Source organism: Klebsiella sp. M041 (assembly GCF_059759695.1).
Map to the genome: position 1 here is coordinate 287302 of NZ_JCAXWU010000005.1, position 18406 is coordinate 305707.

Consider the following 18406-nt stretch of genomic DNA (forward strand, 5'->3'; position numbering starts at 1 on the left):
GTATAGCCAGTTATTTCTAACAAGTTATTAAAGTTTTTTTGTGATTTATATTTTGTCGGCGGTTAGTATTGACTCACGCCAGCTTTCATCAAATTTTTACGTCAAACTGTTCTGATTTATTCACTGGCATTGATTATTGCGCTTAGGTACAACAAGGGAAAATAAATTAATGGAAACCCCTGATGCGCGTAAACTTTGATGTTCTGATGATCCTTGATGCGCTGGACCGACACGGATCCTTCGCCACCGCTGCGGAGTCGCTGTATAAAACCCCCGCGGCGCTGAGCTATATGATCCAGAAGCTGGAGAACGATCTGGACATTGTCTTATTGGATCGCCCCGGTCACCGGGCGAAGTTTACCGATACCGGGCGATTGATGCTCGAGAAAGGACGCCAGCTGTTGAGCGCCGCCAGAGATCTGGAAAAGCAGGCCCAGCAGCTAAGCGCCGGCTGGGAGCGAGAGCTGGCGATCGCCCTCGACGCCTCGTTTCCCTTTTCAGCCCTGCTGCCGCTGATCGCCGAGTTCTACGCGCAAAACCCGCAGACGCGGCTGAACTTCAGTCATCACACCCTCGCCGGTTCGTGGGAAGAGCTGACCCACCATGGCGCGGATATTATCCTCGGCGCCATCAATGAGCCGCCTACCTCCGCCGAGTGGTCATGGCAAACCCTCGGCGCGCTGGATAACATTTTCGTGGTCGCCCCGGCCCACCCGCTGGCCGGCGCGGAAGCGCCGCTCAGCAATAAGCAGCTCAGCCAGCACCGGGCGGTAGTGATCCGCGACAGCGCCCGCTATTGCCATCCGCTGAACAGCAACCTGCTTGATGAACAACCGCAAATCGGCGTCGATGATTTCGCCAGCAAAGTCGAACTGCTGTGCGCCGGGCTGGGCTGCGGCTTTCTGCCGCGTCATATCGCCCGCCCGTGGCTGGAAAAAGGCTGTCTGGTGGAGAAAAGCGTCGCCTGCTGGCGGGAAAAAGATATCACCTACATGGCCTGGCGCAGCGGGAATGACGGGCTGGCTCAGCGCTGGTGGCGGGAGGCGCTCCTCCGCGACGACCTGCTGAGCCAGCTCTATCGTTAACGGCCGGACCAGACGCAGGCGGAGATAGCCGGGAGGGTCAGCACCCCGTCATGGAAGGCGCCGGCGCCTTCCTGCAGCGTCCAGGCCCCCACGTCCAGCAGCGGCGAATCCTCGATAACCACCTCGCAGGCTTCGCCGCGGTTAATCGCCACCAGCACCCGCTGCTGTTTATAAACGCGGACAAACACCACCACGTTATCCTCGGCGTAAATCACCTGGCAGCCGCCGTAGCGCATCGCCTGCTGGGCTTTACGCAGTTTCGCCATCCGCTGATACAGCGCCAGCAGCTGGGTATCCTGCAGCGCCGGATCCCACGGGAACGGTTTACGGCAGAACGGATCGTTATTGCCATCCACGCCCACCTCGTCGCCGTAGTAGATGCACGGTACCCCCGGCCAGCTGAACAGCCACACCACCGCCAGCGGCAGGCGCGCTACGTCTTTGCCAAGGAGAGATTTAAAACGCGCTGTATCATGGCTGTCGAGCTGATTGAACATCCGTAGCTGCTGCTGATGCGACAGCCCGGCGCGATAATTATCCATCCACGCCATACAGGTCTGGGCGTCTATCTTCTGCGGATCGTAAGAGATATCGGTATTGGCAAGGAATCCCCAGATCGGGAAGGTGAAGCCGCGGTAGTTCATTGCCGAATCTTCGGCATCCGCCTGCAGCCACTGGCGCGCGTCGCCAAAATGTTCTCCAAAGACAAAGGCTTCCGGCTGCGTTTGCTTCGCCGCCTGGGTGATGCCGGCGATATGCCGCAGGTTATTTCGCGCCCCGCCGCCTTCGCCGAGCATATGCACCACGTCCAGACGCCAGCCGTCCATGCTCCACGGCGCCTTCAGCCAGTGGCGTACGATGCTGTCCTCGCCGGCATAGATCTCGTTGACCAGGCTGGTCGACCGATAGTCGAGCTTCGGCAGACTGGCATAACCCAGCCAGTTGTGCGCCTGCCCCTCCCCGGAGAAGGTAAACCAGTCGCGCCACGGGGAGTCCGGATGATGGCCGGCGCCGCCGCTGCCCTGCTGGTGACGGTCGAACCAGGGATGGGAATCGCCGGTATGGTTGAACACGCCGTCGAGGATCATGCGCATTCCCGCCCGCTGGGTGTTATGGCGCAAGCGGAGCAGCGCCGCATCGCCGCCAAACTGCGGATCGACGCGCCGATAATCCTCCGTGTCATATTTATGCACGCTGGGGGCGGCGAAGACCGGGTTCAGATACAGGGCGGTCACGCCGAGCTGCTTCAGGTACGGCAGTTTTTCGCTGATGCCGTCGAGATCGCCGCCGTAGAACGTCGAACCGCCCGCCTCGCCGGTAAGCGGTTCGTCCCACGCCTTGCGCACAATCTCCCGTCCCGCCGCGTGATGGTAATAGACCGCGTCCTGTTCGCCGTCACGCGCAGCGCTGCGGGCAAAGCGATCGGGGAAAATCTGATAGAAAACCTGATCGGCCACCCACTGCGGGCCGGCGTCCGGCAGGTCGACGGCGAACTGCTCCAGCCTGGCCGGCGGGAAACGGCTGAAGCCCTGCGGCGTAAACCAGCGCTGATGGTCGGCCCACAGCAGCTTAAAGCTGTAGCGGCGGCGCGGCTGACCGCTGGCGAGATGGATTTCACCGCGCCATGCCACCACCCCCGGCCTCGGCGCCTGGCGGAGGCGCTGCATCGGCAGCGACAGCTCTTCGTTATCTTCTTCCGCGCGCAGCGTGATCCGCTGCGGCAGCGACTCACCGCTTAACCACAGGGTAATAAACAGTCGGTCCTGTTGCACCTTGATAAAGGGTGCAACCGGAAGGTGCCATGCCTTCAACATCGTGAATCCTCATTGTGCAGAATGGGCACACCTTGCCATAGCCGTCAGGCGCAGAACTCATCGTCACAGGATTTTTTGGGGGAGGATAACGGGGGAGGACGCGGGTCGGCAAGCCGCCCCGGTCGCGCGATGCTGACCGGGGCGATGTCGATTACTGAGCCTGCGCCAGGCGGCGATCGCGACGGGTCTTAAAGACCCAGCCCAGCAGCAGCAGCGCAATCCACGCCATACCGACATACAACGAAATGCGGGTGTCCGGATGATAGCCGATCAGGGCGATAATAAACGCCAGGAACACCAGGCCGACAACCGTGGTCGCCACCCCGCCGGGGACTTTGAATTTCAGGGCCTTGACCTCCTCCGGCGACAGACGGCGGCGGAAGGCAATCTGCGACAGCAGGATCATAATCCACACCCACACGGTGGCGAAGGTGGCCAGCGAGGCGATCACCAGGAAGACGTTTTCCGGCATGATGTAATTGAGGTATACCGCAAACAGCAGCGCAATGGTCATCACCATCACCGTCACCCATGGAATACCGCGACGCGAGGTTTTGGCGAACACCTTCGGCGCGCTCCCCTGCTCGGCCATGCCGTGCAGCATACGGCCCACGCCGAACACGTCGGAGTTAATCGCCGACAGCGAGGCCGTCAGGACCACGAAGTTAAGAATGCTGGCCGCGAAGGTAATGCCCAGATGCTGGAAGGTCAGGACAAAAGGGCTGCCGTCGGTACCCACCTGGTTCCACGGATAGATAGACATAATGACGAACAGCGTGCCGACATAGAACACCAGAATGCGCATCGGCACCGAGTTGATGGCGCGTGGAATGGATTTCTCCGGATCTTTCGCCTCACCGGCGGTAATGCCGATGATTTCGATACCGCCGTAGGCGAACATCACCATCTGCAGCGACATCACCATTCCCAGCCAACCGTTGCTGAAGAAGCCGCCGTTGCTCCACAGGTTATGAATCCCCGTCGGCTGGCCGCCGTTGCCGATCCCCCAGATAATGATGCCGAACCCGGCGAGGATCATGATGATGATGGTGGCCACTTTGAAGAACGAGAACCAGAACTCCAGCTCGCCAAACACCTTGACGCTCATCAGGTTGACGGCGCATATGATCAGCACCACGCTGAGCACCCAGATCCAGTGCGGCACCGTCGGGAACCAGACGCCCATGTAGATCCCGAAGGCGGTGACGTCGGCGATGGCGACAATCAGGATTTCAAAGCAGTAGGTCCAGCCGGTGATATACCCCGCCAGTCCGCCGAGGTTTTCCTGGGCATAGCGGGAGAATGAGCTGGCGGAAGGGTTATGCACCGACATCTCACCGAGCGCGCGCATAATGATATATGCCGCGACGCCGCCGATAATGTAGGCCAACAGTACGCTGGGTCCGGCCATTTTAATCGCGTCGGCTGAACCGTAAAAAAGCCCGGTGCCGATGGCGGAACCCAGGGCCATAAAGCGAATGTGCCGGGTGCTTAGCCCGCGCTTAAGCTTGTTACTACTTTCCATCGTGGTTTTTCAATGCCGTTTAACACAAAAAATAAAAAACCACGGAACCCGAAGTCCCGTGGTTAAACGCTTGTCCTCAACGCCGGTTAGTGCGCGCTGGAGGTCACCTGACGTCCGGCGGCACGGTCCCAGATCACCGCGAGAATTGCCATCACGGCGGTCGGCATCAGCCAGGCCAGGCCCTGCTCCGCCAGCGGCAGACGCGCGGTCCAGGCCGGCAGGATAGCGGCAAACGCCGATGACTTAATCCCGTCAATGATACCAAACATCAGACTGATAAACATGGCCGGCGCGATAACACGGGACGAATTATGCCACCAACTGCGGGTAAAGCTTAATACAACCAGTGCGATACACGGCGGGTAGATAGCGGTCAGCACCGGAATCGACACCTGAATCAGGTGGCTCAGACCGAGGTTGGAGACCGCCATCGAGAACAGGCCGAGGATAAAGACCAGCGTGCGATAGGAGAACGGCAGATACTGGGCAAAGAATTCGGCGCAGGCGCAGGTCAGGCCCACCGCCGTCACCAGGCAGGCGATGAAGATCAGCGCCGCCAGCAGGAAGCTGCCCGCCCCGCCGAAGGTATGCTGCACGTAGGCGTGGAGGATCGCCGCGCCGTTAGCGGACTGGTCCACGAGGGTGGCGCTATCAGAGCCCAGACGGAACAGCGCCAGATACAGCAGGGTCAGACCGACGCCTGCCATCAGGCCCGCCCAGACGGTGTAGCGGGTCAACAGACGCGCTTCGCTGACGCCGCGGGAGCGTGCGGCATTGACAATCACGATCCCGAACACCATCGCGCCGAGAGTGTCCATGGTCAGGTAGCCGTTGACGAAGCCATTGGAGAATGGCGCGGTACGATACGCTTCCAGCGCGTCGCTGATCGGGCCTGCCGGCCAGACAATAGCGGCGACCGCCAGCACAATCAGGGCGATAATTTTCAGCGGCGCCAGGAAATTGCCCACCGTATCCAGCAGTTTGCCCGGATAGAGCGAGACCAGGATCACCAGCGCGAAGTAGATAACGCTATAGATCAGCAGCGGCAGCGGGCCGTCGCCGGTCAAAGGCGCAATCCCGACCTCAAAAGAGACGGTCGCGGTGCGCGGGGTCGCGAACAGCGGTCCCACCGCGAGATAACACACCACCGCCAGCAGGATACCAGCCACTTTACCAATCGGGGTGCTCAGGCTTTCAACGCCGCCGCCGACTTTCGCCAGCGCCACCACCGTCAGCACCGGCAGACCCACCGCGGTGATCAGGAAGCCGATCGCCGCCGTCCAGACGTGCTCGCCCGCCTGTAAGCCAACCATCGGCGGGAAAATAATGTTGCCTGCGCCAACGAACAACGCGAAGGTCATAAAGCCCAACGCTATGATGTCGCGAGATTTTAACTGATGGGTCATAAATTCATTACTGCCTGTGGATGTGGTGTTGTAAAAAAATGGAAAAATACCGCGCTACCCTCTCAGGGACGATACAGCGGCGATTGCCGGTAAACTCAGCGAGATATGCTCCCGAAGCGGCGTGGGAAAGAATTGTTTTTGGTATTACCACGCAAAAGCAGTCTGTCATCGACTACGCAGGCGCAATTTAAACGCTTATAACGTTTTAAAGCAAGGCACGATCGCAAAAGCAGATGATTATGCTGGTTATCAGTTTCACGCCAGAATCATTTACCATATTGATGGAAAACCCGTGGCTTATCATGCGAACAAAAAAGCAGCGCGCGTTCATTAAATAGGCGAGAGAAAAACGACTGCCAGGGAAAATGACCAGCCGAAGCTGGTCATTGGCAAGATAAGCTGACAGCGCGCCGCTCAGGCGTCGTTTCTGGCAATTAATCGTTCCGGGAGCAGGAAGCTAAAACGGGTTCCCTTGCCCACCGTGCTGTCGATCTCCAGCCGGCTGTCATGATGGTTGACCGCGTGTTTGACGATCGCCAGCCCCAGGCCGCTGCCCCCGGTTTGCCGGGAGCGAGCCTTATCCACCCGATAGAAGCGCTCGGTCAGACGGGGAATATGCTCCGGCGCAATGCCCGGCCCATTATCCTCGACGCTGAACAGCGCCCCCTGGGGCGTTCGCTGCCAGCTGACGCGAATTTCGGTGCCCGGCGGGGTGTGGTTCACCGCGTTATAGACCAGGTTAGAAATGGCGCTGCGCAGTTGTTCCTCGTTGCCCAGCACCTTGAGCTGCTCATCGACGGTAAAAATCAGCGTCTGCTTATCCTGGCTGAGGGTCTGCGCCTCGCGCTCCACGACCCGCAGCATCATCGGCACGTCGATGCGGTCATTCATCGCCAGCGCCGGCGCCGCTTCAATACGCGACAGCGTGAGCAACTGCTTCACCAGCCCCTCCATACGCTGGGTTTGCTCACGCATGGTGTGCAGGGCTTTTTCACGGGTCGCCCCTTCCAGCACCTGCTCCTGCATCATCTCCAGATAGCCCTGCAGCACCGTCAGCGGGGTGCGCAGCTCATGGCTGACGTTGGCGAAAAAGTTACGCCGCGCCCCTTCCAGCTGATGCATCTGCGTCACGTCGCGCGCCACCATCAGCCACTGTTTGTCGCTGTAGGGCATCACGCGAATTTCCAGATGACGGGCATTATTCAGCACCAGATTGAGCGGCTTTGAAAAATCACGCTGTTTCAGGTAGTTGGCGAACTCAGGATAGCGCAGAAGGTTAAGAATGTTTTGCCCACTGTCGTCCGGCCAGCGCAGGTTTAAAATCTGCTGCGCCAGACCGTTACACCAGAAAATGGCCCCCTCTTCCGTGGTCAGGACCACCGCGTCCGGCAGGGATTCCGCCCCGCTGCGAAAGCGCTTGATCAGGCTTCCCAGCTCACGTCGACGCTTTTTATTACGCATCTGCATCTGGTGCAGACCATATAGCAGCGGCTCCCAGCTGCCGCGGCCGGGCGGAGGGGTCATGCTCCGGTCCACCCACAGCCACCACGACAGGCGCATCAAATTCCAGAAATGCCAAATCAACAAACCGGTCACTGCCGCCAGTAAAAACCACGGCAAATGACCCACAAACGCCCCCAGAATCAGGGCCGGAATACACGCTAAAAAGAGCTCCAGCGCCAGCCTTTTCCATGACAGCCGTTCCAGCACGGGTCACACTCCTGTCAAAATTCAGAAACGGGCGGAGAAACGATACCCCGTGCCGCGAACCGTTTGCACCATGCGATCATGGCCACTGTGTTCCAGCGCTTTACGCAGGCGGCGAATATGGACGTCTACCGTGCGGTCTTCCACATAGACGTTGGTTCCCCAGACGTGGTTCAGCAGTTGCTCGCGGCTGTACACCCGCTCCGGATGGGTCATAAAGAAGTGCAATAATTTAAATTCCGTTGGCCCCATGTCCAGCGGACTTTCGCCGGTCATCACCCGGTGCGATGAGGGATCGAGGCTCAGCCCCTGCATTTCAATCACCTCTTCCACCGCCATCGGCGAAATACGGCGCATCACCGCTTTGATTCGCGCCACCAGCTCCTTCGGTGAGAAAGGCTTGGTAATGTAGTCGTCCGCCCCGGTCTCCAGGCCGCGAACGCGATCCTCTTCTTCTCCGCGCGCGGTCAGCATCACCACCGGAATATCCCGGGTCATCGCCTCGCGCTTGAGCAGCTTAATAAACTGCAGCCCCGAACCGCCCGGCAGCATCCAGTCAAGGAGAATCAAATCAGGCCAGGGTTCATTGAGTTGATTCACCGCGCTGTCATAATCTTCCGCTTCGACAGGCTGAAAGCCATTTTGCTCCAGAACAAAGCAGACCATTTCGCGGATTGGAGCTTCATCTTCAACGACCAGAATTCTTCTCGCCATTATTTACCCTGTGTTTTTTAGCCATCAGTATAGAAGTGCGGCGTCATTATGCGTCACTTTTGTGACAGATTTATGAAAAAAATGACCGTCTGACGATCGGGTATTTTGAAGCATGACGCGGACTTACCCCTCTCCGACAAATGGTATACTGCCGCTCATGCTTTTTTCGCTAGGGAAGATTTATGCGCATCCTTCACACCTCCGACTGGCACCTGGGCCAGAATTTTTACAGCAAAAGCCGTGCGGCCGAACATGACGCCTTCCTGACCTGGCTGCTGGCCCGCGCGCAGGAGCATGAAGTCGACGCCATCATCGTGGTCGGCGATATTTTTGATACCGGATCGCCGCCGAGCTACGCTCGCGAACTGTATAACCGCTTTGTCGTCCAGCTGCAGCAGACCGGCTGTCGCCTGGTGGTGCTGGCGGGCAACCACGATTCGGTGGCGATGCTTAATGAATCCCGCGATATCCTCGCCTTTTTACACACCACCGTCGTGGCGAACGCCGGCTGCCCGCCCATTGAGCTGCCGCGGCGCGACGGCACCCCAGGCGCTATCTTCTGCCCGGTGCCGTTTTTACGCCCGCGCGAGCTGGTGACCAGCCAGGCCGGCCACTCCGGTCGGGAAAAACAGCAGCAGCTGCTGCACGCCATCAGCGACTATTATCAGGAGCAGTATCAGCAGGCCTGCGCCCTGCGCGGCGATCGGCCGCTGCCCGTCATTGCCAGCGGCCATCTGACCACCGTCGGCGCCAGCAAAAGCGATGCCGTTCGCGACATTTATATCGGCACGCTGGATGCCTTCCCGGCGCAGCACTTCCCCCCTGCCGACTACATTGCGCTGGGCCATATTCACCGGGCGCAGGTGGTTGGCGGCTGCGAGCACATCCGCTACAGCGGCTCGCCGCTGCCGCTGAGCTTTGATGAAACCGGTAAAGCGAAATCGGTACATCTGGTGAGCTTTAGCGATGGGCGACTCAGCGCCGTGGAGACCCTTGAGGTGCCCGTCACCCAGCCGCTGGCGGTCATCAAAGGCGATCTGGCCGCCATCACCGCCCAGCTGGCGCAGTGGCGCGGCGTTGAACAGGACCCGCCGGTGTGGCTGGATATCGAAATCGCCACCGAGGAGTACCTGCACGATATTCAGCGTCATATTCAGGCGCTGACGGAGGATCTGCCGGTGGAAGTCTTGCTGGTGCGCCGCAGCCGCGAGCAGCGCGAGAAAATACTGCTCAACGCCCAGCGGGAGACCCTCAGCGAACTGAAGGTGGAAGAGGTGTTCGAGCGCCGGCTGGCGCTGACCGAGATTGACGATGAGAAGCGCGCACGGCTGCACGAGCTGTTCGCTCATACGCTGCATACGCTCACCGCGGAGGACGAAAACGCATGAAAATCCTCAGTCTGCGTCTGAAAAACCTCAACTCCCTGAAAGGGGAATGGAAGATAGACTTTACCGCCGAGCCGTTCGCCAGCAACGGCCTGTTCGCCATTACCGGCGCCACCGGCGCCGGGAAAACCACTCTGCTCGACGCCATTTGCCTCGCGCTCTATCACGAGACGCCGCGCCTGAATAAAGTCTCCCAGTCGCAAAATGACCTGATGACCCGCGATACCGCCGAGTGTCTGGCGGAGGTGGAGTTTGAAGTGAAAGGCATCGCCTACCGCGCCTTCTGGAGCCAGAACCGGGCGCGTAACCAGCCAGATGGCAACCTGCAGGCGCCCCGCGTCGAGCTGGCGCGCTGCGCCGACGGCAAAATCCTCGCCGATAAGGTCTCGGATAAGCTGGAGCAAACCGCGACGCTCACCGGCCTCGACTATGGCCGCTTCACCCGCTCGATGCTGCTCTCCCAGGGGCAATTTGCCGCCTTTCTGAACGCGAAGCCGAGCGATCGCGCGGAGCTGCTGGAGGAGCTGACCGGCACGGAAATCTACGGTCAGATTTCGGCGATGGTCTATGAGCAGCACAAAGCCGCTCGCCATACGCTGGAGAAGTTCGAAGCCCAGGCGGCGGGCATCGTCCTGCTGACGGAGGCCCAGCAGCAGGCGCTGCAGGAAAGTTTGCAGGTACTTACTGACGAAGAGAAAGCCCTGCTGGCGCAGCAGCAAAACCAGCAGCAGCAGCTTCAGTGGCTAACGCGTCGCGATGAGCTGGCGCAGCAGCAGCAGCAGGCGGTCAGCGGCCAGCAGCAGGCCCGTCAGGCGCTGGCCGACGCCGCACCGGCGCTCGCCAGGCTTGAGCTGGCCCAGCCCGCCGCCCAGTTGCGCCCCTTATGGGAGCGGCAACAGGAGCACGCGGCAGGCCTGGCGCAAACCCGCCAGCGAATCAATGAAGTGAATGCTCGCTTACTTACCAGCACGGCGCTGCGCGCGCGCATTCGCCGTAGCGCCGTGCATGCCCAGCGGCAGCGTCAGGCTGAACTGGCCGACCTGGCGCAGTGGCTGGCGGCCCATGAGCGATTTCGCTTATGGGGCCAGGAGATCGCCGGCTGGCGGGCGCAATTTTCGCAGCTGACTCGGGATAATCAGCAGCTGACGGCCCAGACCACCCGCCTGGCCGCGCTGCGCCAGAAGCTGGCCGATCTGCCGGCCAGCCCTCTGTCGCTGACCGCCGATGACGTTGCGGCGGCGATGGCGCAGCAAACCCAGTCGCGACCGCTGCGCCAGCGGCTGCTCTCCCTTCATGAACAGCATCAGCTGCTGCGCAAGCGTCTGCGCCAGAACGCCGAAAGCGTACAGCAGGCGCAGGCGGAGCAGGCAAAACTCAACGCCACCCTGGCGCAGCGCCGGGAGCAGTACAAAGACAAAAACCAGCACTATCTCGACCTGAAGGCGCTCTGCCAGCGGGAAGAAACGATTAAAGATCTGGAGGGTTACCGCGCCCGGCTTGAGGCCGGTAAGCCCTGCCCGCTGTGCGGCTCCTGTGAACACCCGGCGATTGAACAATACGCCTCGCTGACGGTCACGGATAACCAGCGCCGCCGCGATGCGCTGGAAAAAGAGGTCGCCGCGCTGAAAGAAGAAGGTCTGCTGATCCTCGGGCAGGTCAACGCCCTGACGCAGCAGCTCCAGCGTGAAACCGAAGCGGCCGGGCGGCTCGCTGAGGAAGAGCAAGCGCTCACTAAAGCGTGGCAGGAAACCTGCGCCTCTCTTCAGGTCACGCGGGATATTGCGCAAGAGATAAACGACTGGATACAGGAGCAGGAGCGCTACGAGCAACAGCTCTACCAGCTCAGCCAGCGCCTGATGCTGCAGAGCCAGCTTAACGATCAGGAGGCGCTGGCGCGCCAGGCTCAGCAGCAGCTGACGGCCACGCGCCAGGGGCTGGAAAGCGCCCTGCAGACCCTGACGCTGAACCTGCCGGAAGAAGGGACAGAAGCCGCCTGGCTGAACGCTCGCGAAAGCGAATTTGCCCAGTGGCAGGCGCAACAGACCCGGCATGGCGCCATTCAGGAGCAGATTGCCGCCCTGCAGCCGCTGCTGGAGACGCTGCCAGCCAGCGACGAGGCAGAGGCTGAAGCTGAGCCGGTGGTTCCCGACAACTGGCGCGCTATCCATGAGGAGTGCCTGGCGTTGCACAGCCAGCTTGTCGCCCAGCAGCAGCTGGAGACCGAAGAGAAGGCGCGCCTGGACCAGTCGCAGGCGCAATTTACCGCCGCCCTGGCCGCCAGCCGCTTTAGCGATCGGCAGGCGTTTCTCGCCGCGCTGCTGGATGACGAGACCGTCCAGCGGCTGGCGCAGTTAAAACAGACGCTGGAGCAGCAGCTCCAGCAGGCGACGGCGCTCTGCGAGCAGGCGACCCGTCAGCAGCAGGCGCACCTGGCGCTGCGTCCGCAAGGGACGGACGCGGACATCCCCGCCCTGCAAACCCAGCTGCAGGCCCTGGCGCAGCGGCTGCGGGACAACACCACCCGCCAGGGCGAGATCCGCCAGCAGCTCAGGCAGGACACAGAGAGCCGTCAACATCAGCAGGCGCTGGGGCGACAGATTGCAGAGGCGGCGCAGCGGGCGGATGACTGGGGCTATCTCAATTCGCTGATCGGCTCCAGCACCGGCGACCGGTTCCGCAAATTCGCCCAGGGGCTGACGCTGGATAATCTGGTCTGGCTGGCAAACCAGCAGCTTAACCGCCTGCACGGGCGCTATCTGCTGCAGCGCAAAGCCAGCGAAGCGCTGGAGCTGGAGGTTGTCGATACCTGGCAGGCCGACGCCGTACGCGACACCCGCACCCTCTCCGGTGGCGAAAGTTTCCTCGTCAGCCTGGCGCTGGCCCTGGCGCTGTCAGATCTGGTGAGCCATAAGACGCGGATTGATTCCCTGTTTCTTGATGAAGGCTTCGGCACCCTCGACAGCGAAACGCTGGACACGGCGCTGGACGCGCTGGACGCGCTGAACGCCAGCGGCAAGATTATCGGGGTGATCAGCCACGTGGAGGCGATGAAAGATCGCATTCCGGTGCAGATCAAAGTGAAGAAGATCAATGGCCTGGGCTACAGTCGGCTGGACAGAGCGTTTGCGGTGGAGTGAGGTTTGAATCATTGCGATGTCCCCTCACCCTAACCCTCTTCCGGAGCGAGAGGGTCGGGGTGAGAGGGAGCGGTTCAGGTCCCCTGGAGCGGCCACAGCCATGCCGCGCCGCGTACTCCGCTGGAGTCGCCGTGCATCGCTTTGCGGATCGGCGTTGCACACTCGCCGCCGAAGACCCACTGTTTCACCAGGTCCGGCACCGTCTGATACAGCCGCTCGACGTTGCTCATCCCGCCGCCCAGCACGATAACGTCCGGGTCGAGGATATTCACCACGTGGGCCAGCGATTTCGCCAGCCGCTGCTCGTAGCGGCTCAGCGCCAGTTCGGCTTTTTCGTCTCCTTCCCCCACCAGGCGCATAATCTCGCTGCCGGTTAACCCCTTGCCGCTCAGCCGCTGGTAGTCAGTGGCAAAGCCGGTGCCGGAGATAAAGGTTTCGATACATCCCTGTTTACCGCAGTAGCAAGGCACTTCCGCACGGTAGCGCAACTCATCGTCGTTCATCCACGGCAATGGGTTATGTCCCCACTCGCCGGCGTTACCATTGCCGCCGATATGCGCCCGCCCGTTGAGCGCCACGCCCGCGCCGCAGCCGGTGCCGATAATCACCGCGAACACCGTGTGCGCCCCCGCCGCCGCGCCGTCCACCGCTTCCGACACCGCCAGACAGTTGGCGTCGTTAGCCAGCCGCACTTCACGGTCGAGGCGCAGGCTGAGGTCCTTATCAAAGGGCTGGCCGTTGAGCCAGGTCGAGTTGGCGTTTTTCACCACCCCGGTATAGGGCGAAATCGCGCCCGGGATCCCCATCCCCACGGTGCCACGCTGTCCGGTCGCCTGCTCGGCCATCGCCACCAGGGTAGCGATAGTCTCGATGGTTTGCCGGTAATCCTCCCGCGGCGTGGGTAACCGATGGCGAAACAGCTGCTCTCCCTGGTCGCTCAGGGCTATCACTTCGGTTTTTGTGCCACCTAAATCAATACCAATACGCACGCTCAGCTCCTCACCCCGATTAACAATGCAAGCATAGCGACAATTCGCTATCATGCCCGCCTGATTTAACGACAAAGCCGTGGAAATTATCATGCTGTGGTTCAAAAATTTAATGGTTTACCGTCTCAGCCGCGATATCGAATTGCGCGCCGAGGAGATGGAAAAACAGCTGGCCGAGCTGACATTTACCCCTTGTGGCAGCCAGGATATGGCGAAAACCGGTTGGGTATCGCCTATGGGATCGCACAGCGACGCGCTGACGCATACGGCGAACGGCCAGATCATTATCTGCGCGCGTAAAGAAGAAAAGATCCTGCCGTCGCCGGTGATCAAGCAGGCGCTGGAGGCGAAGATCCAGAAGCTGGAAGCCGATCAGGGGCGCAAGCTGAAGAAAACTGAGAAAGATTCCCTGAAAGATGAAGTGCTGCACTCGCTGCTCCCGCGCGCCTTCAGCCGCTTCAGCCAGACGATGATGTGGATCGACACCGTCAACGGCCTGATCATGGTGGACTGCGCCAGCGCGAAGAAAGCGGAAGATACCCTGGCCCTGCTGCGTAAAACCCTCGGCTCGCTGCCGGTGGTGCCGCTGACCCTGGAGAATCCGATTGAGCTGACGCTGACCGAGTGGGTCCGCTCCGGCACCGTGGCGCAGGGCTTCCAGCTGCTGGACGAAGCCGAGCTGAAAGCGATGCTGGAAGATGGCGGCGTGATCCGCGCCAAGAAGCAGGATCTGGTGAGCGACGAAATCGCTGTGCATATTGAGGCCGGGAAGGTCGTCACCAAGCTGGCGCTGGACTGGCAGCAGCGTATTCAGTTTGTGATCTGCGACGACGCGTCAATTAAGCGCCTCAAGTTCTGCGATGAATTACGCGACCAAAACGAAGATATCGATCGGGAAGATTTCGCCCAGCGCTTTGACGCCGACTTTATCTTAATGACCGGCGAACTGGCTGCCCTGATCCAAAGCCTGGTGGAAGGGCTCGGCGGCGAAGCGCAGCGCTAAGCGCCGCTTTCCTTCCTGCCAGGCAGGAAGGAAAAATACAACCCGGCGGCAAGCGCCGGGCGTTACGCTGGCTTACAGATAGCGGCACAGATAAGAGGTTGGCTCAGCCACCTGCAGATGGAATTCGCTGTTGCCTGGCACATTGAAGACTTCGCCGGCGGCGTAAACTTTCCACTCAGTCTCACCCGGCAGCAGGACATTCAGCGCCCCGCTGACCACCGTCATCTCTTCCGGCTGCGCCGTACCAAAGGTGTATTCCCCTTCCGCCATCACGCCAACGCTGGCGCGACCGGTACTGCTGCTGGTGAAGCCAATGGATTTCACTTTTCCGTCAAAGTATTCATTGCTTTGAAGCATAAACAAGCCCTTCTGATCGTCGTTGAAAGGCTCAATATAGGGGGCGCTCCTTGCCCCTGTCACGTGAAATTAACACATTAGACTAATAGTTCTGCCGCCAGTCGGGAAACCAGCACATTCGACAGCAAAACCGGGACATCAAGGGCTTTTTGTAACACATCGCGATGATGCTGATAGTAACCAAGACAGTCGAGGACCAGCACGTCGGCGCCCTGCTCCAGCAGCGATTTACCGGCGGTTAACAGCTCGCTGTCGCTACCGGTAAACGGGTTGGCCAGCGCGTAGTACGGCGACTTCTCCAGTGAATGCCACTTTTGCCGCTGCATGGGCATGATCTCTTCCACCGGCACGATCACCCCGACCTGGTGCCCATCGACGATCGACGCCACCAGCGGCGGAATGATCCGCTGCGGCTCGAGGAGGATCGCGTGGTGGGTGGTAAACCCGGTCAGCTGTTCGGAGCTGAGCAGCAGGATCACATCAAAATGCTGTCGATCCAGCATGGCGATCACGCTGCGAACATCACGTTCAATTTTTTGTCGCGACACCATCACCAGCTGGTTATCGCTGAGCAGGGTCAAGAGACCCTGTTCGCCGTCACCCACGGCGTACTCTGCCATCACGTCATCACGCGTCATCTCGCCCAGCAGGCTGATGTGAGCGATCTGTTCTTCCCTGATATGTTCGGTCAGGAGCGGTAATACTCCCGCCAGCGGCACAACGCCGATGGTCAAAATTGCCATCGTTGCACTACTCATATCATGTACCTTTTCACTACCACTGCTTCAACACAGGCTTACCACACACAGCATTCGCCCCCCTGGTGAGTAAAAATCAACCGTCGAGAAGCGTAGCAGCTCCACGCCGCAGTAGAATGTAAAGATTGCCCGGCGGCGGCGGCGCGCCTGAAAAATCCGTGTGTTAGATATTCATTAGTACGACTGATAAATAAAAAGTGTGAGGTATGCCCGATATTGCCCGCAGAGCAGGCAATCCGGGCTCAGGGGTTACGACTTGTCAGGATCTTCGTAGCGCCGCTTGGCATCCACGGCTTCCTGCTCGGTAGGATGTTCGCTGATCAGCGAATTGGGTTCAGGATAGTCCGCGCGAAGTTGATACCAGGTGACCGTCTGACCCTGCGGGCCTTTCTCTACCGCAACCACGCGCGCTTCTCTCGGATATGGGGGCCTGTTTGGCATAGTTCTTCCTTCTTCTGGTATCAGAACTATCAAGTATAGGCGCCCCTCGCCGCCTTAATGTAAGTAAATTCTTAACTTACCGGGGTGGCCGCCGCGCCGCACAGCATGGTCATAATCTGTTCCACCACCCGATCCGGGGCGGCCGTAGCATCGACAATATGATGGGCAGCGTCACGGTATAACGCTTCACGCTGCGCCAGCACCTCGCCCACTTCCTCACGCACCGGTTTCCCTGTGAGCGTCGGCCGCTGTTCGGCTTTCGGGTAGGCTTCCAGACGGTCAATCAGCGCCGATACCGACGCCTGCAGATAGATCACCACGCCGTTCTCCCGCATAAACTGGCGGTTACATTCCGCAAGGATGATGCCGCCGCCGGTGGCAATCACCGTATTCGGCAGGGTCACGGCCTTCAGCGACAGGGTCTCCAGCTCGCGAAAGCGCGCCCATCCTTCCGCCTGCACGATCTCCGCCACCGTCCGCTGCTCATGGGCCTGCAGCCGATGATCGGTATCGGAGAACTGAAAATGCCGCGCTCGCGCCAGCGCATGGCCGACGGTGGTTTTACCGCAGCCGCGTGGCCCGATGAGAAAGATTGGCTGTGTCATAACCGAAGACCCCCTGGTTCCGTCTGTCGCAAAAAAAGGAAAACGAAAGAACGTATTATCGCTGTCTGTTCCGCAACGCATACGTAAAGAAAACGTTACACAACTTCTTTACACCCCATCACCACAGTGAGACAAGGGGCTCTTAATGTAAACTTATCATTGCATGTACTGTTTAACCAGCTTTACTTTCCGCCGGGCGTTATTTTTTATCCGCTGCTGGCGTAAACGGTAACACATTTATGCATAGCTTTACGAAGCAACATATTTACAACATCGTGTTTCAGACGCACCCTGATGCCTATTCGACAGTGTGACAGAGGAATGTAACATGCAATCTGAAGAACAACGCCTTATTGATGGACTGTTTTCCCGGCTGAAAGAGGCTGAGGCGCACAGTGCATCGCGCGATGCCAGCGCCGAGGAGCGGATTGCCCAACACGTGAGCGCGCAGCCGGCGGCCCCCTACTATATGGCGCAAACCATTCTTATCCAGGAAGCCGCGATTAAACAGCTCAACGATCGCATCCAGGCGCTGGAGAGCCAGGTCAGCCAGCTGCAGGCGGCGAAGCCCAGCAGCGGCGGATTCCTCTCCGGCCTGTTTGGCGGCGGCGGCTCGTCACGCGGTTCTGACCCGATCCCGGGCGCGGAGCAATACGGTCGCCCGCAGGCCAGCGCCCAGCCGCAGTATGCCCCACAGCAGCAGCAGAGCTATGCCCCGCAGGCTGCCGCACGCGGCGGCGGCTTTATGGCGGGCGCGCTGCAAACGGCCGCAGGCGTAGCGGGCGGCGTGGTGCTGGGCAATATGCTGACCAATATGTTCAGCGGCTCGCACCCGCAGGAGATTGTTAATATCATCGAAGAGAAGCCGCAGCCTGATGCCGCCGCGCAGGACGCCGCCGCAGGTGACGATCCGTTCCGTCAGGGAGACGATCAGTTCCTGGCCGACAACACCTGGAACGACGACTTCGACGCCGGCTTTGGCGATGATGATATTGGCAGCGATGACGACAGCTGGGTTTAACCCTGCTGACGTTTAACCGCCAGCAACCACTTCTCCAGCTCGGCGGCAAACTGTTGCCGATCGCGCTGCGATAAACTATCCGGGCCGCCGGTCTGAACGCCGCTGGCCCGTAATGTCTCCATAAAATCCCGCATCGTCAGCCGCTCGCGGATCGTCGCCTCGCTGTAGCGCTCTCCGCGCGGATTGAGCGCCGCCCCGCCCTTCGCCAGCACCTCCGCCGCCAGCGGAATATCGGCGGTGATCACTAAATCCCCCGCCGCGCACTGACGGACGATTTCGTTATCCGCCACGTCAAAACCCTGCTCAACCCGCAGGGTGCGGATGAAACGCGACGGCGGTACGCGCAGCGGCTGGTTCGCCACCAGCGTCAGCGGCGTCTGGGTCCGCTCTGCCGCGCGGAACAATATCTCTTTAATCACGTTCGGACACGCGTCTGCATCCACCCAAATGGCCATGCCA

16 protein-coding genes are annotated in these 18406 nt (G+C 60.1%); 5 read left to right on the top strand and 11 right to left on the bottom strand.

Annotated elements, in window-relative coordinates:
* The first annotated feature begins 182 nt into the window (after positions 1-182).
* Complete coding sequence (locus tag AC6CWS_RS08670; RefSeq protein WP_498256398.1) at positions 183-1085, top strand: LysR substrate-binding domain-containing protein; 903 nt, start codon at positions 183-185, stop codon at positions 1083-1085.
* On the opposite strand, the gene malZ is transcribed toward AC6CWS_RS08670, so the two are convergent.
* The 5 genes from malZ to phoB all read right to left on the bottom strand — a co-directional run bounded on the left by malZ (position 1082) and on the right by phoB (position 8251).
* Complete coding sequence (malZ, locus tag AC6CWS_RS08675; RefSeq protein ID WP_080901329.1) at positions 1082-2899, bottom strand: maltodextrin glucosidase; 1818 nt, start codon at positions 2897-2899, stop codon at positions 1082-1084. The two genes, AC6CWS_RS08670 and malZ, sit on opposite strands and share 4 nt — an antisense overlap.
* Before the next feature lie 151 nt (positions 2900-3050).
* Entirely contained in the window at positions 3051-4424 is a 1374-nt protein-coding gene (proY, locus tag AC6CWS_RS08680) for a proline-specific permease ProY (protein ID WP_044521225.1), read from the bottom strand.
* An 86-nt stretch (positions 4425-4510) separates the two neighbouring features.
* Complete coding sequence (gene brnQ, locus AC6CWS_RS08685) at positions 4511-5830, bottom strand: branched-chain amino acid transporter carrier protein BrnQ (protein ID WP_023288582.1); 1320 nt, start codon at positions 5828-5830, stop codon at positions 4511-4513.
* A gap of 414 nt (positions 5831-6244) precedes the next feature.
* A complete protein-coding gene (gene phoR, locus AC6CWS_RS08690; RefSeq protein ID WP_023288581.1) occupies positions 6245-7540 on the bottom strand; it encodes a phosphate regulon sensor histidine kinase PhoR in 1296 nt (431 codons plus the stop codon).
* Positions 7541-7561: 21 nt separating this feature from the next.
* Positions 7562-8251: a phosphate response regulator transcription factor PhoB gene (phoB, locus tag AC6CWS_RS08695; protein WP_004204861.1), complete on the bottom strand. Its 690-nt coding sequence runs from the start codon at positions 8249-8251 to the stop codon at positions 7562-7564.
* A gap of 182 nt (positions 8252-8433) precedes the next feature.
* Here phoB and sbcD point away from each other — a divergent pair, with 182 nt between their 5' ends.
* Positions 8434-9639: an exonuclease subunit SbcD gene (gene sbcD / locus AC6CWS_RS08700; protein WP_065882837.1), complete on the top strand. Its 1206-nt coding sequence runs from the start codon at positions 8434-8436 to the stop codon at positions 9637-9639.
* A complete protein-coding gene (gene sbcC / locus AC6CWS_RS08705) occupies positions 9636-12773 on the top strand; it encodes an exonuclease subunit SbcC (protein ID WP_065882838.1) in 3138 nt (1045 codons plus the stop codon). Before sbcD ends, sbcC begins: the two co-directional genes overlap by 4 nt.
* 74 nt (positions 12774-12847) lie before the next feature.
* On the opposite strand, the gene mak is transcribed toward sbcC, so the two are convergent.
* Positions 12848-13762, bottom strand: coding sequence for a fructokinase (gene mak, locus AC6CWS_RS08710; RefSeq protein WP_049013804.1), 915 nt, complete (start codon positions 13760-13762; stop codon positions 12848-12850).
* Between the two features lie 91 nt (positions 13763-13853).
* On the opposite strand from mak, the gene rdgC reads away from it, so the two are divergent.
* Positions 13854-14765 (top strand): recombination-associated protein RdgC, encoded by a 912-nt coding sequence (gene rdgC, locus AC6CWS_RS08715; protein WP_002890285.1) that lies wholly within the window; start codon positions 13854-13856, stop codon positions 14763-14765.
* 72 nt (positions 14766-14837) lie between these two features.
* Here the strand turns inward: rdgC and ppnP are convergent, their stop codons facing one another.
* From ppnP to aroL, 4 genes are all read right to left on the bottom strand, one after another.
* Complete coding sequence (ppnP, locus tag AC6CWS_RS08720; protein ID WP_002890284.1) at positions 14838-15122, bottom strand: pyrimidine/purine nucleoside phosphorylase; 285 nt, start codon at positions 15120-15122, stop codon at positions 14838-14840.
* 77 nt (positions 15123-15199) lie between these two features.
* Positions 15200-15880 carry an AroM family protein gene (locus AC6CWS_RS08725; protein WP_074442636.1) on the bottom strand — a complete coding sequence of 227 codons (681 nt, stop codon included), beginning with the start codon at positions 15878-15880 and terminating at the stop codon, positions 15200-15202.
* A gap of 249 nt (positions 15881-16129) precedes the next feature.
* Positions 16130-16321: a YaiA family protein gene (locus tag AC6CWS_RS08730; protein WP_008805350.1), complete on the bottom strand. Its 192-nt coding sequence runs from the start codon at positions 16319-16321 to the stop codon at positions 16130-16132.
* Positions 16322-16392: 71 nt separating this feature from the next.
* Positions 16393-16926 carry a shikimate kinase AroL gene (gene aroL, locus AC6CWS_RS08735; RefSeq protein WP_023288577.1) on the bottom strand — a complete coding sequence of 178 codons (534 nt, stop codon included), beginning with the start codon at positions 16924-16926 and terminating at the stop codon, positions 16393-16395.
* Between the two features lie 328 nt (positions 16927-17254).
* On the opposite strand from aroL, the gene AC6CWS_RS08740 reads away from it, so the two are divergent.
* Positions 17255-17947 (top strand): DUF2076 domain-containing protein, encoded by a 693-nt coding sequence (locus tag AC6CWS_RS08740; RefSeq protein WP_023288576.1) that lies wholly within the window; start codon positions 17255-17257, stop codon positions 17945-17947.
* Here AC6CWS_RS08740 and AC6CWS_RS08745 read toward each other — a convergent pair.
* On the bottom strand, positions 17944-18402 hold the full coding sequence (locus tag AC6CWS_RS08745; protein WP_004204870.1) for a YaiI/YqxD family protein: 459 nt from the start codon (positions 18400-18402) through the stop codon (positions 17944-17946). The genes AC6CWS_RS08740 and AC6CWS_RS08745 overlap by 4 nt on opposite strands.
* Between the last annotated feature and the right edge of the window lie 4 nt (positions 18403-18406).

Bases quoted from the DNA above. Each gene is read 5' to 3' on its own strand.
- aroL (WP_023288577.1), bottom strand. From the start codon at position 16,926: ATGACACAGCCAATCTTTCTCATCGGGCCACGCGGCTGCGGTAAAACC.
- AC6CWS_RS08745 (WP_004204870.1), bottom strand. From the start codon at position 18,402: ATGGCCATTTGGGTGGATGCAGACGCGTGTCCGAACGTGATTAAAGAG.
- sbcD (WP_065882837.1), top strand. From the start codon at position 8,434: ATGCGCATCCTTCACACCTCCGACTGGCACCTGGGCCAGAATTTTTAC.
- AC6CWS_RS08670 (WP_498256398.1), top strand. From the start codon at position 183: ATGCGCGTAAACTTTGATGTTCTGATGATCCTTGATGCGCTGGACCGA.
- brnQ (WP_023288582.1), bottom strand. From the start codon at position 5,830: ATGACCCATCAGTTAAAATCTCGCGACATCATAGCGTTGGGCTTTATG.
- AC6CWS_RS08730 (WP_008805350.1), bottom strand. From the start codon at position 16,321: ATGCCAAACAGGCCCCCATATCCGAGAGAAGCGCGCGTGGTTGCGGTA.
- ppnP (WP_002890284.1), bottom strand. From the start codon at position 15,122: ATGCTTCAAAGCAATGAATACTTTGACGGAAAAGTGAAATCCATTGGC.
- phoB (WP_004204861.1), bottom strand. From the start codon at position 8,251: ATGGCGAGAAGAATTCTGGTCGTTGAAGATGAAGCTCCAATCCGCGAA.
- malZ (WP_080901329.1), bottom strand. From the start codon at position 2,899: ATGTTGAAGGCATGGCACCTTCCGGTTGCACCCTTTATCAAGGTGCAA.
- rdgC (WP_002890285.1), top strand. From the start codon at position 13,854: ATGCTGTGGTTCAAAAATTTAATGGTTTACCGTCTCAGCCGCGATATC.
- proY (WP_044521225.1), bottom strand. From the start codon at position 4,424: ATGGAAAGTAGTAACAAGCTTAAGCGCGGGCTAAGCACCCGGCACATT.
- AC6CWS_RS08725 (WP_074442636.1), bottom strand. From the start codon at position 15,880: ATGAGTAGTGCAACGATGGCAATTTTGACCATCGGCGTTGTGCCGCTG.
- AC6CWS_RS08740 (WP_023288576.1), top strand. From the start codon at position 17,255: ATGCAATCTGAAGAACAACGCCTTATTGATGGACTGTTTTCCCGGCTG.
- sbcC (WP_065882838.1), top strand. From the start codon at position 9,636: ATGAAAATCCTCAGTCTGCGTCTGAAAAACCTCAACTCCCTGAAAGGG.